Origin of the sequence: Cytobacillus sp. IB215316 (genome assembly GCF_033963865.1) — a bacterium.
GTDB classification, from domain to species: Bacteria; Bacillota; Bacilli; order Bacillales; family SM2101; genus Nanhaiella; species Nanhaiella sioensis.
This window is the reverse complement of the sequence record NZ_JAXBMC010000001.1, coordinates 637070-652774: the sequence shown is the minus strand read 5'-3', so window position 1 is coordinate 652774 and position 15705 is coordinate 637070. Positions and strand designations below refer to the sequence as shown.

The window sequence follows — 15705 nt, the reverse complement described above, 5'->3', positions numbered from 1 at the left end:
TTCTTGTATCCAAAAGCTTATATAGAATATTTAGTGTATTTCCATGGGGATCGTGATTATTTTGAATGCCATGAAGTTCTCGAAGAGTATTGGAAACAAACAGACAATGATATAGTTTGGGTTGGGTTCATTCAAATTGCTGTCGGATTATATCATCATCGAAGAGGTAATTTCAAAGGTGCTCAAAAAATGATAGCAAACGCTATTGCTATCTTAGAAGCTCAAAAAGATACTGTCGAAAAGTTAGGTATAAACCAAAAAACACTACTGACAACTTTACAGGCGCAACTGAATGCTATTATAGCTAATGAGCCTTATATAAGTATTAATTTACCAATTCAAGATGAATCATTGTTAACTACATGTAAAAATGCATGTAATGAAAAAGACTTGACATGGAAAAAAAACAGCGATTTAACTAATAATTTCCTTATTAATAAACATACTTTACGTGATCGTACCGAAGTTATTAAAGAAAGAGCTAATCAATTAGCCAAAAGAAAGAAAAAAAATAGAGGCTCTTTTTGAATAATTAATAAATGCATATGTGTTAAAGCTTTTAATTCAAAAACAGCCTATATAAAAAAAGAAAGCACTATATTAGTGCGTTTCTTTAATTTAGGCTGTTTTCTCACTTTATGCATTGAATTAAGTTTCATAGCCAATATAACAATTTGTATTAACAAAGGTTGTTTTAGCACTGATTGTTGTTTTTTGTAATAAGAGCTAAACACGAAAATCATTAACACTCGGGGTATCTTTTCTTTTATCAAACGATGACTTTTGCGTAAAACGACAAGTTTACGAATAGAGCCTTTCAAAGAGACAACAAAGGTTGTATGGCTGTATTTAATGATCGATATTACATTTTTCTATAAATGAAGCAGTTTCAGAGGTAGGCTGCAATTGATCATTTGGAAATAGTTTTGCTAAATCTTCAACCATTCTTTTCCCAAGCCCTTGATAGCGATGGGATGGATTAACACTAATATGCTGCACAACTATTCCTTTTTCTGGAGATTGAATCACACCGATCAATCCTATAATATCTTCTTCCTTCCAAAGGAATAATTGTTTATCCTTATCTTCTTCATATTGTTTAATGGTTTGCTGCAACTTTTTTAAGTCTTTTTCATTTGGCATAAATGAAAGAAGTCCCATTGCAATTTTTTCATAATTCTTTTTGTATCGAATTAACATATAATATCCCTCATTATTATTGAACACTCACTTAAAGAAGGAGTTCAAAACTTTTGGAAATTAGGCTGTCAAATAACCTCGTAGACCCTTATTTCAGCCTCATGAACATTACAAACATACAAGTCACTATTACTCTAGGCTATATATACCAGTTTTTCACAGTCCTTTTTCCTAATTTGAACACTTCTTAATAAAGTAAAGTTCGATTGTAATTATGAATCTTTTCTTTTTATAAGAGAGTAAATATACATTCTAACAAACCATTATATACATTTTGTATAGGTTTTTAAACCTATTCGTCAAAGTTTTTAACAATTTCTCGAGATAAATTTGCAGATTCAATAGCAGACAATGCTGCTTCCCACCCTTTATTACCAGCTTTTGTTCCGGCTCTTTCGATTGCTTGTTCAATATTTTCTGTCGTAATCACACCAAATATTATCGGTAAACCTGTCGAAATTCCTGCAGCCGAAATTCCTTTTGCTACTTCATTACAAACATAATCATAATGAGTGGTCGCTCCCCTTATGACAGCCCCTAAAGTAATGACTGCATCATATTTATTCGTTTCAGCCATTTTTCTTGCGAATAAAGGAATTTCAAAGGCACCTGGCACCCACGCAACATCTATTTGTTCTTCATTTACGCCGTGACGCTTTAGTCCATCAAGTGCCCCACCAAGAAGTTTACTTGTAATAAATTCATTAAACCTCGCAACGACAATACCTATTTTTAAGTTAGTTCCTATCAAATTCCCTTCATAAATCATAGAACATACCTCCAGTGGATTTTATAATAATGTAGTTTTTTTTATAATTTTTTCTTATTTATACAGGTGGAAAAATATTATTTAATTTCAAAACTCTCATTTTTTTATGGTAACAACATTTAGTTAATGGTCTTTCGTTACATATTTAGTAGATGTCCTAGCTTGTTATTTTTAGTCTTTAAATAAGCCTCGTTTTGCTTTTTAGTAGGCATTTGGATAGGGATACGTTCAATTACTTCCAAATCATACCCTTCCAAACCCGCAATTTTCCGTGGATTATTTGTAAGTAATTTCATTTTACGTACTCCTAAATCCTTTAAAATTTGTGCACCAATTCCATACTCTCTTAGATCCGGGGCAAAACCTAACTCTTCATTCGCCTCCACAGTATCATACCCTGCCTCTTGAAGCTTGTAGGCTCGAAGCTTATTAAGTAAACCGATGCCTCTTCCTTCTTGACGCATGTATAATAAAACGCCATTACCTTCTTTTTCTATTTGTGTTAGTGCTGCATGTAATTGTGGACCACAATCGCAACGGAATGAGCCAAAAACATCACCTGTTAAACATTCGGAATGCACTCTAACGAGAGTCGGTTGATCTGGAGAAATATTACCTTTCACTAATGCAATATGGTCTTTGCTATCGATTTCATTGGTGTATCCAATTGTTTTAAATTCACCAAATTCAGTTGGTAGTAGAACCTCTACCTCTCTATTAACTAACTTTTCTTTTTGATTACGATATTTAATTAAATCTTTAATTGTTATCATCTTTAAATTGAATTGATCAGCAACAATAGCTAGGTCAGGTACTCGTGCCATTGAGCCATCTTCCTTCATTATTTCACATATAACCGCTGCCGGGGCAGCCCCAGCTAAGTTAGCTAAATCTACAGCTGCTTCAGTATGCCCCGCCCTCCTAAGCACACCGCCCTTTTTAGCGATAAGCGGGAAGATATGCCCAGGTCTTTTGAAATCACTCGCTTTAGAATGTTCATTTAAAAGCTGCTTAATTGTTTCCGCTCTTTCATATGCACTTATCCCTGTTGTTGATGTCTTATAATCTACACTAATAGTAAAAGCTGTCCCATGTGGATCTGTATTATTTAATACCATTGGATTTAATTGAAGCTTATTAGCTATTTCTTCTGATATTGGTGAACATACTAGCCCACGTCCATGTTTTATCATAAAATTGATTGTATCAGGGGTTACTCTTTCAGCTAAAGCAACAAAATCTCCTTCATTTTCACGGTCTTCGTCATCACAAACTATGATTATTTTTCCATCAGCTAAATCTTTTATCGCATCTTCAATAGTATGGAACATGTTTACACACCCTTCTTGAAATTGTTATTCCTTGGTCTAGGCTGTGATCTTTGCCATTATTTCTAAATTTTCATGGTGGCAGCCCAAGGGCTTTATCTAAATGTATATATAAACGTTAGCAGTAGTAACAGAGAGTGTATTGGTGAACTCGTTCAAGTGAACTTGAATATCGGTGAAATATCTAGAGGCTCTTCACCACCTAATTGAAAGATCTCACCTATAGAGATGAGGGTCAAAAACCCTTAAAACAAACTTAGCTAACATTTTATAGAAATCCATTTTCAACTAACATAGATTTTGTTATCTTACTATGGCTATCTTTCAAGCTAATTTGCGACCCTTGTAAAAGGAAATGTTCAATATATTTACCAATGATGTCGCATTCCAAATTGACGATATCACCGACATCTTTTGAACCTATAATCGTTTCAGATAATGTATGCGGAATAATTGATATAGTAAAAGACTTATCGGCAACGTCAAATATCGTTAAGCTTGTCCCATCCACTGCTACAGACCCTTTGTGTAATACATATTTAGCCAATTTCTCATCTATCGCAATTACGTAATAGATTGCATTGCCCTTTCGAGTCTTACTAATGATTTCGCCTACTCCATCAACATGCCCTGATACAAAGTGTCCTCCAAACCTTCCATTCGCTAACATGGCTCGTTCTAAATTAACTGAAGATCCATTTTTCAACAATTTTAATGAAGTAGCTTTTATAGTTTCTGGCATAACGTCTACTGCAAAACCAAATTCATTAAATGAAGTAACGGTTAAACAGACCCCATTCACCGCTACACTATCTCCTAACTGGATATCAGATAATATTTTTCTAGCACCAATCTGCAGTTCAATTGCATCAATTGAATGGGTTAATCGATTTACTTTTCCAACTTCCTCAACAATACCAGTAAACAAAGTCATCACCACTTTCTATTTATTTTTTGGAATAGCAATCAGTTTAATATCTTCTCCCAGCTGCTCAATTGACTTGATTTGTAGTTTCGGTACATCGTACAAACGATCAAAACCTTCTCCATTAAAAGAGGTAGGTGCACACTCTCCCCCAATAAGCTTCGGAGCAATATATGTAATATATTGCTGAACAACATCAGCTTTTAAAAAGCTCGTGTTTATTTTCCCTCCGCCTTCAACGAAAAGGCTTGTTATCCCTTCACCTCCTAATACTCGTAATAAATCCTTTATATTAATACGTTTATCCCTCATTTTAATAATTCGAACATTTTTTTGAGAAGTATAACAAGCTATCTCGTCATCAGCGCAGTCCTCTCCTACAACAATCCATGTTGGTGCTAAACCATCAGTAATCACTTTTGAGTCGAGAGGTGTTCGTAAATTTGTATCTAATATAATACGTATAGGATTCTTCGTTTCATACGGAAGCCTTGCCGTTAATGAAGGATTATCAGCAACTACCGTGTTCACCCCAACTAGAATTGCATCATATCGATGACGATATTTGTGTACATCTTGACGTGCTACCTCTCCAGTAATCCACTTGCTCTCGCCTGATTGTGTAGCAATTTTCCCATCCATGCTAATAGCAGTTTTTAACGTCACAAAAGGGGTGTTGTTTTTAATATAACGAAAGAATACCTTATTTAATTTCTCAGCTTCATCCTGCAGGACTCCAACATCAACTTTTAAACCAGCTTCTTCTAACTTTCTTATACCTCTACCTGCTACACTCGGATTTGGGTCTTCACAAGCAATTACTACACGGTTAACACCGCTACTAATCAATAAATCTACACACGGTGGTGTTTGACCAAAATGGCTGCATGGTTCTAAGGTCACATAAATCGTTCCGTCTTTTGCTTTATTACCTGCCATGTTTATAGCATGTACTTCTGCATGTGCTTCACCAGCCTTCAAATGTGCCCCAAGACCAACAATTTGTCCTCTATTAACTACAACAGCCCCCACTACTGGGTTCGGGCTTGTTTGGCCAATGGTACTTCTAGCCATGTCTAGCGCAACTCTCATATAATCATGGTCATTCAAAATGGGATACCTCCAACAATGTAGGTTACAAGAAAATCTTAAGGGGTAAGGGAAAATAGATGGGGAATTAAACCGAATATAGTCATAATTCGAAATATTATGAACGTAACTCCGTAGCAAATAAGCCATACGTTTTCATAGCCCATAATATATGTTTAACAAATAGACCCTAGGTATAATTACCTAGGGTCAGAGTTATCGATATATTTTGTGAGTTTATCCATTGTTCTAAAACAGGACAAAATCAGCATATGATTACAGCAAATCATATACTTCACGCCATATCCTTCTCCCATCCAGACTATACTGTCGGCTCTGGTTTTTCACCAGATCAGCCATATATAACCAATTATATATACAGCTCACGGGCTTAGAAACAACAATTGCTTCATCACCGCCGGTTGGGAATTTCACCCGACCCCGAAGGATTATCTTATTCAATTTTATAGTTTTAAATATTATAACACACATTTTCTAGTATTGCATATTGAAACGTGCTTAAGCTATAAATAACCAGTAGATCAATCCCCAAATCATGCTCATTATTAGTATGATAATAAACACAATCCATTTGTTACGTTTCATCAATTACTCCGCATCAAAAACTTCTACAGTTTTCATTACATCACCATTTTTCATATTTAGAACTGTATCTAAGCCACTTGTAACTTGACCAAATACTGTATGAACGCCATCTAAATGAGGTTGAGCTTCGTGAACGATAAAGAATTGACTTCCTCCTGTATCTCTTCCAGCATGAGCCATTGAAAATGAACCTGGCACATGTTTGTGAGGATTACCTTCAGTTTCACATTTAATCGTATAACCCGGACCACCTGTTCCAGTTCCTTGCGGACAACCACCTTGTGAAACAAATCCAGGGATTACACGATGGAATGTAAGACCATTATAAAAGCCTTCATTAGCCAATTTTTCAAAATTTTCAACTGTATTAGGAGCTTCATTAGGATAAAGCTCAAATTCAATCTTTTCTCCGCTATTCATTAATATGTAACCTTTTTTACTCATAATCAAAGCACTCCTTCAAATGTAAAATCATTATCTATCTTATCACATTCAGCAAATGAAAAACAAAGGCAGTTTTCGTATTGATTGTTGTTTTTCATACTTAGCAATAAACACGTACAAAACTAAAATTCGTGGCATCTTTTCTTGTGTACAATAATGACTAACTATATAAAGCCATTTTTAGGTTGCTCATTTGATAGCATTAGCAACAAAGGACATCTAGAAATAGTTTCAAATAATTGTTATGGAATTATAGAAGATAAGGTGTCACGATCTCACTAAGCGTTTGGAATATTTCTTATGATGAGCAACAATCACCCGTTGAGAAAACAAGCTAGGAAAAAAAGATCAACTTTCTTATTGTTCTATAGTTTTCGTGAAAACAAATTAATAAATCTATAAAGAATGTTAGTTGTTGTAGACTCATACCTATACACTGCCATTTAAGATACATATATTAAACCGAGACAAATATCTATACTAAGAGAAAGGATCGAGACATATGTACTTTAATACTTTTCACTCACGTTATAGGTACCAACCTAGTGGAGGTCAATTGTCCTATCCCCCTATGGATACAACTCGATACCAATGGCCACCTGGCATTGGTCAAATATTAGATGATTGGATTACTGGTGGTGGTATGCCTGGTAGTGGTATGCCGGGCGGTGGTATGCCGGGCGGTGGTATGCCGGGCGGCGGTATGCCGGGTAGTGGTATGCCGGGCGGTGGTATGCCGGGCGGTGGTATGCCGGGTAGTGGTATGCCGGGCGGTGGTATGCCGGGCGGTGGTATGCCGGGCGGTGGTATGCCGGGCGGTGGTATGCCGGGCGGCGGTATGCCTGGTGGCGGTATGCCGGGCGGTGGTATGCCTGGTAGTGGTATGCCGGGCGGCGGTATGCCTGGTGGCGGTATGCCGGGCGGTGGTATGCCTGGTAGTGGTATGCCGGGCGGCGGTATGCCTGGTGGCGGTATGCCGGGCGGTGGTATGCCTGGTAGTGGTATGCCGGGCGGCGGTATGCCTGGTGGCGGTATGCCGGGCGGTGGTATGCCTGGTAGTGGTATGCCGGGCGGCGGTATGCCTGGTAGTGGTATGCCTGGTAGTGGTATGCCGGGCGGCGGTATGCCTGGTAGTGGTATGCCTGGTAGTGGTATGCCGGGCGGCGGTATGCCGGGTGGCGGTATGCCGGGCGGTGGTATGCCGGGTGGCGGTATGCCGGGTAGTGGTTGGAGATATGCGTAGACGCTCTAATCCCATAGTAATACCTTACCTACAGATAAATAAATCATATTAACTCCATAATAAAGGAGGTATGGCAAAAAGTTATTTGCCATACCTCCTTTTGTTGTTATTGTTATTTATTAACCCTCATTTTCATCGGAATATCTAATTTAACCATATCTTCATAGCTTTCCCTTTTAATAACTAATTGTGCTTCACCATTCTCTACAAAAACAACCGCCGGGCGAGGTAGACGATTGTAATTATTCGCCATCGAATACCCGTATGCACCTGTACAAAAAACTGCTAAATAATCTTCGTTTTGAATAGTTGGAAGATCAATATCCCAAATGAGCATATCTCCACTTTCACAACATTTTCCAGAAATAGATACGACCTCTTCATTTTCAGCTAATATTCTATTAGCTATAGCTGCTTCATATTTTGCTTGATATAATGCCGGACGAAGGTTATCACTCATCCCACCATCAATCGCTACATAATGACGAACATTTGGCACAGTCTTTTGAGAGCCAATAGAGTAAATTGTTGTCCCAGCATCACCAACTAGAGATCTACCTGGTTCGATCCATATTTCTGGTACAGACATATTAAACTGCAAAGCCAATTTTTTAACTTCTTTAACAATTTCCTTTACATATTGATCAGCCGGAATAGGATCATCTTCGTCTGTGTACCTAATTCCAAAGCCACCGCCTAAATTTAACACTTGAGCAGTATAATTATACTCGTTATACCAATCATGTAATTTTTGAAATAACTTCTTAGCTGCTAGTAAAAAGCCAGTCGTTTCAAAAATTTGTGAACCTATATGACAATGCACACCTAACATCGTAAGCATATCTGATTGTGTTACCTGTTTTAGTGCCTCATCTGCTTGGCCGCTTAGTAAATCAAAGCCAAATTTTGAATCCTCTTGCCCAGTTAAGATATAATCATGTGTATGTGCTTCAATTCCTGGTGTTACCCGCAAAAGAACGTTTATTTTCGTTGATTTGGCTAGACAAATTTCCTGTAACATCGTTAATTCATGAAAATTATCGATGACAATACACCCTATGTTATGTTGTACTGCCATTTCAAGCTCATGTACGCTTTTATTATTTCCATGAAAATGAATACGATCAACAGGAAATCCTGCTTGAAGAGCTGTATATAATTCTCCACCTGAAACAACATCTAATGATAACCCTTCTTCTTCTGCTAACTGTATCATAGCTATCGAAGAAAATGCTTTACTGGCGTATGCAACTTGACCTTCGACTTCTAAAGCTGTGAATGTATCTTTAAATGCTGATGCTCTTTTGCGTATTAAATCAACATCATAAATATACAGGGGGGTACCATACTGCTTAGCCAATTCAATTGAATCGACTCCACCAATTTCTAGATGCCCCTCATTATTAACTCGACTAGTACCGTGAAAAAACATTGCACTCCCTCATTTTCTCTACTTCATTCTAAAAATAATTAAAACTACATTATCACAAGTTCCACTAGCACGCAATAGATGATTACAAGAAAAGCATATAGACACAGAATAATCTAAACCAAGCGGTGGGTTCTTATCACAAGAAGGTGTTTATATTCATCTTATCTTCATCACTGTTTTATCCACTATTTCTGCTGTTTTATTCTATTTTGTGGATGCACAATACTTGGTCTAACACGTGAACCAGGGACAGATCTCCGAATTAAGATTTGAAGAAAAGCACCTGGGTTAAACGGGATAAACGGCCATAAATAAGGTGTATTTAAGGAACGCATTTGGATAAGAAATAATAAATAGACGGTCGAACCAATCAATAGACCGGGCAAATGAAATATTGCTACAACGACAATGAGAACTAGTCTAGATAATTTATTGGCAATACTTAATTCATAGCTCGGGGTTACGAAAGATCCAATTGTTGCTATTGCAACATAAAAAATAACCTCTGGAACGAACAAGCCTACATCTATAGCAATTTGACCAATTAAAACCGCTGCAATTAGAGCCATAGCAGTTGATAGAGCAGTAGGCGTATGTATGGATGCTAGCCTTAAGAATTCGATTCCGAGATCAGCGATAATGATTTGAATAATAATTGGTATGTTCGATTTTTCCTCAGGGCCGATATAGGATATTTTTTCAGGAATTAACGATGGTTCAAGTACAAAAAGCAACCATAATGGTAATAGAAAAATAGATGCAGCGATCCCTAAAAAACGCACCCACCTGATGAACGTACCTATTGCTGGTGATTGACGATATTCTTCTACGTGTTGAACATGATGGAAAAATGTCGTAGGTGTAATGATCACACTAGGTGAAGTATCTACCAATACAAGGACATGCCCTTCAAGTAAGTGAGTAGCTGCTATATCTGGCCTTTCTGTATAACGTACACGTGGATAAGGATTAAATCCTTGTGCGACTAAAAACTCTTCGATTGTTTTATCTGCCATTGTTAATCCATCTATTTCGATCTCATTAATCTCTTTTTTAATAACTTCTATTAAGCCAGGTTCCGCAATGTCTTTAATATACGCAATACATATATCCGTCTTGGAACGTTCGCCCACTTGTATAACTTCAAAGCGAATCCTCTCATCACGTATACGTCTTCTTATTAAAGCCGTATTTACGACCATCATCTCTACAAAGCCATCTCGTGCACCACGAACAACCTTTTCTGTATCAGGCTCTTCTGGGGTTCTGCCTGGATAACCTCTAACATCAACGATAAACCCACTTGTTTCGCCTTCAATGACAACAAAGATTAAGCCAGCTAACAATTGATCTACTGCTTCATCTAGATTGTCCACCTCTTTTACCTGTTGGTGAACTAGACGATTCTCAATGATTTGTTTTATTTTTGAGGATTGCCTTTCTCTATCATTAATTTCAATAAGCACAGTTAAGAGCTGCATAATCGTAGCAGTTTCACATATTGCAGCTACGAAATAAATATGGACATCCTTGTTTAATATTTTGATCTTTTTAACACCTATATCATAGGTTGTTTCTAGTCCCAAATGTGTTTTGAAAAATTCCTCATTTTCTGATGGTGAAGCTGATATAGGAATTTTATTCTTTTTTGAAGTTGTCATAAAATCCACTCCTTTCTAAAATAAGGGCGACTGCTTTACGTGTAATAGGTGATCCATATTTAATATGATCTTGCATCGCCATTTTCCCTATATCTCCTATTCCCACAACGATTGGGACTTTCAAGTGATCTAAACAGTACACTGTGTCACCATTGATTCGTCCAACCTCCCACTCTTTCACTCCATATTTGTCTACTCCGAATTGTGTAAGTTCTCCTGTATTATCGATGCACACATCAACTTTCGTCCATTCAGTAAAGTTGGTTTTAGCAGCAACTGCGATAATTCCCAATACATTAATTTTTTTATGATTAACAACATATTGTAACGCCGTTTCCCCACTACCTTCACCAATGTATCCACTGTCATCAAACATGACAAAGACAGGGTCATGTTTAGCATGTAAAATATATTGAACAATTTCAGGACCAGATAACTTGGTTGGATTACCGAAGGATCTCGAAATACACCTACCACCTATTTCCGTTGCAATGTATTCTATTGTTCTCAAAGCGTATTCGTCTCCATCAGTGATAATAATTACATGACGACTCCCGTTCATCCAACTCTTTCCTTTCGTCATTCATAGTAAAGCTATAACAATTTTATAAATGTAGTGTTATTGCACTTGGTGGTTGTTTTCGCACTAGAAATCGTAGCACCTATGAACTTTGAAATAATAGGATACATACTAAACATTACTATTTTCGAAAAGACCTTAAAAATTAATCCATAACATCATTCAGACAATGCTCTATTACCAGTAGTCAACAAAATAAAGCCAATGAAATAAGGAACCAACTACCTTTCCAAGTGCAATCGCCATTAATAAGACAACGATTTGATCAACAACTCCCACACGTTTTGCTAATATCGGTAACACGTTTAGTACTTCAGTAAGTGCTGCCGCTAAGAGCCCCACAAAAACACCATTTAATAAGCCAATTAGAATGATAAAAAAAATTGGTAGGAGAAACGTATTATCATGAAGACTAATCCAACCTCCCATAACAGCACCTAATATCACACCCCACTCATACACTCGAACATACTTCTCTGTTTTTGAAAGTTGCATTAATCTTGGAATTACACCTAATACTGTCAGAAATGCAACGAACCCTGATCCAACTGCAAGTCCAGCTGCAAAGCCAGTAAATATCATGATAAACATTTCATTCAACATCAGTTTTTTTCAAGCTCTCTTTGTTTTCATTTATAATGACATAATGATCTAAATCTAATTGATATTTAAACATTTCAACCTCTAGTGGACTTGGTTCTTCATTTATACGTTTTTTAAATAAATGATTAAAAAAGAGTATCATTCCTAGACCCAATCCAATTGAATAAGGAACTTGTAACAATAATGGTTTAAGCACTTCTTCCCCAGTTATAATTAGGTAAAGGCGTTGATGAACTTTTTGCATACTTACATCTTCATGAAAGTTCATAATAGCTATTGCAGCTCCAACAAACAACAACAGCCATATAAATAGAAAGAAGACAGGATGATATTTACGTTGGTTTAAATTCACCTCAATGATCGTTTGGGATGGACCAATAGTTTGCACTTCAACTTTTGGATGATGACATAAGATGATCTCGATTAATTGTGTGACATCAACAACAAGGAAATTTTTGTCGTGCAAACTGATTCTATGAACATTAATTTCCCTGACCTTTTCTGCAAGGTGTTCATCAGCAATCACCTTTGCTATATCACCAACTGTAATAACTGCATTTAGTTTTGCCTGAACTTTATTGTACATACGAACATAAATTACCTGTGTCACAAACCTCACATCCTATATATACATCTCCTACTTCAGCCAATAGCTTATAGTTATAGTATGTATTTCCACACAATGAGCAATTCTATTGAACAATGTTCACCATCAATTACCAACAAACTAGTAATAGGAATTTTGATAATTCTAAATAGAAGGTATATTCACACACATAGAGAATATGTTAATGAATGCGCTTACAAGATGAGGAGGTTATGAAATGGATAATCATCCAGTATGGATTCCAAATGAAGAAAGCATAAAAAAAACAAATTTATATTTATGGATGAATAAACTTGGCTACAGCGATTATGATTCTTTTTATAAAGACTCGATTACAAACATTGAATGGTTTTGGCACGAAGCAGAAAAAGAAATGAACGTTGAATGGTATGAGCCATATTCAAAAGTCCTTGATGTAACAAGGGGTGTTCAATGGCCATCATGGTATATTGAAGGAAAATTAAATGTAACTAGCAATGCAATCGACAAATGGTTACACGATGAGCATAGCGCAAACAAAGAAGCTATCATATGGGAAGGAGAAGACGGTGTAGTTCAGAAAATAACATACGAACAATTAGGACAGCAAGTCAACTCTTTCGCTGCTGGACTAAAGCAATTAGGAGTAAAAAAAGGTGACTGCATTACACTATATTTACCCATGCTTATTGAAACAGTTATTGCCATGTTGGCGATAAGTAAAATAGGTGCAATTTTCACCCCTGCATTTTCTGGGTATGCAGCAAATGCTGTGGCAAAAAGGATTGTAGGTTGTGATGCAAAAATTATTATTACAGCTGATGGATTCCTTCGCAGAGGGAAAGTGATTCAAATAAAAGAAGAGGCAGATAAAGCCATTAAACAAGCGGAATCAATTGAAAAAATGATCGTCGTGAATCGAATTGGAAGAGAAATTCCATGGAATAAAGAAGTTGATTTACGATGGGAAGATGTAATAGATAACGATCAACTTATTGATAGCGAAGAAATGGATAGCTCTGACCCATTCATGCTCATATATTCCTCTGGTACAACTGGTCAACCAAAAGGAATCGTACATACTCATAGCGGATTCCCATTAAAGGCCGCATTTGATGCACGATTTGGAATGGATTTAAATGCTCATGAAAGAATGATGTGGGTTACAGACATGGGATGGATGATGGGACCTTTCTTAGTATTTGGCACACTGTTAAACAACAGTACAATGGTGTTGTATGAAGGTTCACCTGATTATCCAGAAGTAAATAGGCTATGGAAATTGGTTGAAAAACACCAAATAACACATTTAGGTATTTCTCCAACTCTTATTCGTGTATTGATGAAACAAGGAGAACAATGGTTGAATAATATTAAGTTAACATCTCTAAAGGTATTCGGTTCAACAGGAGAGCCTTGGAATGTAGAACCTTGGCTCTGGTTGTTTCATAAAGTCGGCAAAAGTAAAATACCCATTATGAATTATTCAGGTGGCACAGAAATATCAGGAGGAATCCTAGGGAATATATTGCTTAAACCGATCGCACCAGTTAGTTTTAATGCACCATTACCAGGAATGGCAGCAGACGTCTATAACCTCAAAGGAGAAACGGTTCATTCAGAGGTAGGCGAATTAGTGCTAACAAAACCTTGGGTCGGTATGGCCAATGGTTTTTGGAAAGAATCTGACAGATATATTGAATCATATTGGAATCGCTGGGAAAATATTTGGGTACATGGTGATTGGGTTAGTATAGATGAAAATCATTTCTGGACAATAACCGGTCGATCTGATGATACATTAAATATTGCAGGAAAAAGAGTTGGCCCTGCTGAGCTGGAGTCTATTTTAGTTGAACATCCTCAAGTGGTAGAAGCAGCAACTATTGGAGTTCCTAATAATATAAAAGGTGAGGTCGCTGTTTGCTTTATTGTCATAAAAGATAAGGTGAAAAACAAGGAAAAACTAATTTCTGAACTATATCAATTAGTTGAACAGAATCTTGGTAAATCTTTAAAGCCTCATGACATCTATACTGTCTCTGAGCTGCCAAAGACGAGAAACGCCAAAGTTATGCGGCGAGTCATCAAGTCCATTTATCTCGGTCAAGATCCAGGTGATCTATCAGCATTAGAAAACCAATCTGCCATCTCATCAATAAGCAATATGAGTAGTTAGAAGGAAGAAAAGGTGGAAGTCGTCATATTGACTCAAATTGATGAAGTGGTTAAAAGGGCTAAAATCTCTCTGTAGCTGAAAAGACAAATAACGTTCCTAGTATGAGTACTTATTTAACAAAGGCTCTTGTCGTAAACTTGATTGTTTATTTATACAAAATTACCATTGTAAAAAAGAAGCCTATTGTAATTATAATATAGAAGAAAAAATGACACGAAACTATAGTTGTATCGGTGTTGATATATTATTACGAAAAACAACAATAAAAACGAAGAAATCCTTAGCAAGAAAGGATGGGCTAACTGCCCATCCTTTCTTTCATTTGTTTTAATATCTTCTTTTCTAACCTTGATACTTGTACTTGAGAAATGCCTAATCTAGATGCTACTTCAGTTTGAGTTTGATCTTTATAATAACGTAAATAAACAATTAACCTTTCACGTTCATCTAACTCATGTATTGCTTCTTTTAGTGCAATTTTTTCAAACCATTTTGCCTCAGCATGATCTGCAATTTGATCAATCAAAGTGATTGGATCTCCATCATTTTCGTACACAGTTTCATGTATTGATGTAGGTGTACGACTAGCCTCTTGAGCCATAACAACTTCTTCTGGAGATATTGATAAGAACTCTGCAATTTCATTCACTGTTGGAGCCCTACCAAATTGCTTTGCAAGTTCATCCTTAGCTTTTCGAATTTTATTCCCAATCTCTTTTAAGGATCTACTTACTTTTACAGTTCCATCGTCACGAATAAATCGCTGAATCTCTCCAATAATCATCGGAACAGCATAGGTAGAAAACTTAACATCATAAGTTAAATCAAATTTATCAACTGATTTCAAGAGACCGATACATCCGATTTGAAATAAATCATCAGGCTCATAACCCCGATTTAAAAAACGTTGCACAACTGACCAAACTAGTCTCATGTTTTTCTCAATAATCAAATCACGAGCTTCTTGCTCTCCATTTTGACTGCGTTTGATTAAGTCTTTTACTTCATGATCCTTTAAATATGTTTGACCTTTTTCTTTCTTGACCTCCACATCCATAGG

General features: G+C 36.6%; 16 protein-coding genes and 1 riboswitch. Of the genes, 3 read left to right on the top strand and 13 right to left on the bottom strand.

The features are described 5' to 3' along the window. Positions 1–3: 3 nt before the first annotated feature. Positions 4–528, top strand: a complete 525-nt coding sequence (locus SLH48_RS03005; RefSeq protein WP_320256952.1) for a DUF309 domain-containing protein — start codon at positions 4–6, stop codon at positions 526–528. A gap of 321 nt (positions 529–849) precedes the next feature. On the opposite strand, the gene SLH48_RS03000 is transcribed toward SLH48_RS03005, so the two are convergent. The 12 genes from SLH48_RS03000 to SLH48_RS02945 all read right to left on the bottom strand — a co-directional run bounded on the left by SLH48_RS03000 (position 850) and on the right by SLH48_RS02945 (position 12490). Continuing rightward, positions 850–1200: a GNAT family N-acetyltransferase gene (locus SLH48_RS03000; protein ID WP_214480110.1), complete on the bottom strand. Its 351-nt coding sequence runs from the start codon at positions 1198–1200 to the stop codon at positions 850–852. Positions 1201–1492: 292 nt separating this feature from the next. After that, positions 1493–1969: a 6,7-dimethyl-8-ribityllumazine synthase gene (gene ribE / locus SLH48_RS02995; protein WP_214480111.1), complete on the bottom strand. Its 477-nt coding sequence runs from the start codon at positions 1967–1969 to the stop codon at positions 1493–1495. 137 nt (positions 1970–2106) lie between these two features. Beyond that, entirely contained in the window at positions 2107–3300 is a 1194-nt protein-coding gene (locus SLH48_RS02990) for a bifunctional 3,4-dihydroxy-2-butanone-4-phosphate synthase/GTP cyclohydrolase II (protein ID WP_320256951.1), read from the bottom strand. Positions 3301–3565: 265 nt separating this feature from the next. Further along, positions 3566–4225 (bottom strand): riboflavin synthase, encoded by a 660-nt coding sequence (gene ribE / locus SLH48_RS02985; protein ID WP_214480430.1) that lies wholly within the window; start codon positions 4223–4225, stop codon positions 3566–3568. Positions 4226–4240: 15 nt separating this feature from the next. Beyond that, positions 4241–5332, bottom strand: coding sequence for a bifunctional diaminohydroxyphosphoribosylaminopyrimidine deaminase/5-amino-6-(5-phosphoribosylamino)uracil reductase RibD (ribD, locus tag SLH48_RS02980; protein WP_320256950.1), 1092 nt, complete (start codon positions 5330–5332; stop codon positions 4241–4243). 280 nt (positions 5333–5612) lie between these two features. Then, positions 5613–5764: riboswitch (FMN riboswitch) on the bottom strand. Between the two features lie 156 nt (positions 5765–5920). Then, positions 5921–6361 carry a peptidylprolyl isomerase gene (locus SLH48_RS02975; protein ID WP_320256949.1) on the bottom strand — a complete coding sequence of 147 codons (441 nt, stop codon included), beginning with the start codon at positions 6359–6361 and terminating at the stop codon, positions 5921–5923. A 616-nt stretch (positions 6362–6977) separates the two neighbouring features. After that, positions 6978–7619, bottom strand: coding sequence for a histone H1-like repetitive region-containing protein (locus tag SLH48_RS22445; protein WP_413785386.1), 642 nt, complete (start codon positions 7617–7619; stop codon positions 6978–6980). Between the two features lie 97 nt (positions 7620–7716). Continuing rightward, entirely contained in the window at positions 7717–9036 is a 1320-nt protein-coding gene (lysA, locus tag SLH48_RS02965; protein ID WP_320256947.1) for a diaminopimelate decarboxylase, read from the bottom strand. Positions 9037–9221: 185 nt separating this feature from the next. After that, positions 9222–10697, bottom strand: coding sequence for a spore germination protein (locus SLH48_RS02960; RefSeq protein WP_214480116.1), 1476 nt, complete (start codon positions 10695–10697; stop codon positions 9222–9224). After that, on the bottom strand, positions 10675–11259 hold the full coding sequence (locus tag SLH48_RS02955; protein ID WP_214480432.1) for a stage V sporulation protein AE: 585 nt from the start codon (positions 11257–11259) through the stop codon (positions 10675–10677). The genes SLH48_RS02960 and SLH48_RS02955 overlap by 23 nt, the downstream gene beginning before the upstream one ends. Positions 11260–11454: 195 nt before the next feature. Further along, a complete protein-coding gene (locus tag SLH48_RS02950; protein ID WP_214480117.1) occupies positions 11455–11880 on the bottom strand; it encodes a stage V sporulation protein AB in 426 nt (141 codons plus the stop codon). Continuing rightward, positions 11870–12490, bottom strand: a complete 621-nt coding sequence (locus SLH48_RS02945) for a stage V sporulation protein AA (RefSeq protein WP_214480118.1) — start codon at positions 12488–12490, stop codon at positions 11870–11872. The genes SLH48_RS02950 and SLH48_RS02945 overlap by 11 nt, the downstream gene beginning before the upstream one ends. Positions 12491–12547: 57 nt before the next feature. Between SLH48_RS02945 and SLH48_RS22440 the strand changes: the two genes are divergently transcribed. Together SLH48_RS22440 and SLH48_RS02940 are read left to right on the top strand one after the other, a co-directional pair. Beyond that, a complete protein-coding gene (locus SLH48_RS22440; protein WP_413785380.1) occupies positions 12548–12703 on the top strand; it encodes a hypothetical protein in 156 nt (51 codons plus the stop codon). Between the two features lies 1 nt (position 12704). Beyond that, positions 12705–14645, top strand: a complete 1941-nt coding sequence (locus SLH48_RS02940; protein WP_320256946.1) for an AMP-binding protein — start codon at positions 12705–12707, stop codon at positions 14643–14645. A 298-nt stretch (positions 14646–14943) separates the two neighbouring features. On the opposite strand, the gene sigF is transcribed toward SLH48_RS02940, so the two are convergent. After that, the gene (sigF, locus tag SLH48_RS02935) at positions 14944–15702 is read right to left on the bottom strand and encodes an RNA polymerase sporulation sigma factor SigF (RefSeq protein WP_320256945.1); all 759 of its coding nucleotides are present in this window, start codon (positions 15700–15702) and stop codon (positions 14944–14946) included. Positions 15703–15705: the final 3 nt, after the last annotated feature.

What these genes read in the sequence shown, in the direction of transcription:
- SLH48_RS03000 (WP_214480110.1), bottom strand. Translation starts at nt 1,200, where the DNA reads ATGTTAATTCGATACAAAAAGAATTATGAAAAAATTGCAATGGGACTT.
- ribE (WP_214480111.1), bottom strand. Translation starts at nt 1,969, where the DNA reads ATGATTTATGAAGGGAATTTGATAGGAACTAACTTAAAAATAGGTATT.
- SLH48_RS02990 (WP_320256951.1), bottom strand. Translation starts at nt 3,300, where the DNA reads ATGTTCCATACTATTGAAGATGCGATAAAAGATTTAGCTGATGGAAAA.
- SLH48_RS02975 (WP_320256949.1), bottom strand. Translation starts at nt 6,361, where the DNA reads ATGAGTAAAAAAGGTTACATATTAATGAATAGCGGAGAAAAGATTGAA.
- SLH48_RS22445 (WP_413785386.1), bottom strand. Translation starts at nt 7,619, where the DNA reads ATGGGATTAGAGCGTCTACGCATATCTCCAACCACTACCCGGCATACC.
- lysA (WP_320256947.1), bottom strand. Translation starts at nt 9,036, where the DNA reads ATGTTTTTTCACGGTACTAGTCGAGTTAATAATGAGGGGCATCTAGAA.
- SLH48_RS02960 (WP_214480116.1), bottom strand. Translation starts at nt 10,697, where the DNA reads ATGACAACTTCAAAAAAGAATAAAATTCCTATATCAGCTTCACCATCA.
- SLH48_RS02955 (WP_214480432.1), bottom strand. Translation starts at nt 11,259, where the DNA reads ATGAACGGGAGTCGTCATGTAATTATTATCACTGATGGAGACGAATAC.
- SLH48_RS02950 (WP_214480117.1), bottom strand. Translation starts at nt 11,880, where the DNA reads ATGTTGAATGAAATGTTTATCATGATATTTACTGGCTTTGCAGCTGGA.
- SLH48_RS22440 (WP_413785380.1), top strand. Translation starts at nt 12,548, where the DNA reads ATGTATTTCCACACAATGAGCAATTCTATTGAACAATGTTCACCATCA.
- SLH48_RS02940 (WP_320256946.1), top strand. Translation starts at nt 12,705, where the DNA reads ATGGATAATCATCCAGTATGGATTCCAAATGAAGAAAGCATAAAAAAA.
- sigF (WP_320256945.1), bottom strand. Translation starts at nt 15,702, where the DNA reads ATGGATGTGGAGGTCAAGAAAGAAAAAGGTCAAACATATTTAAAGGAT.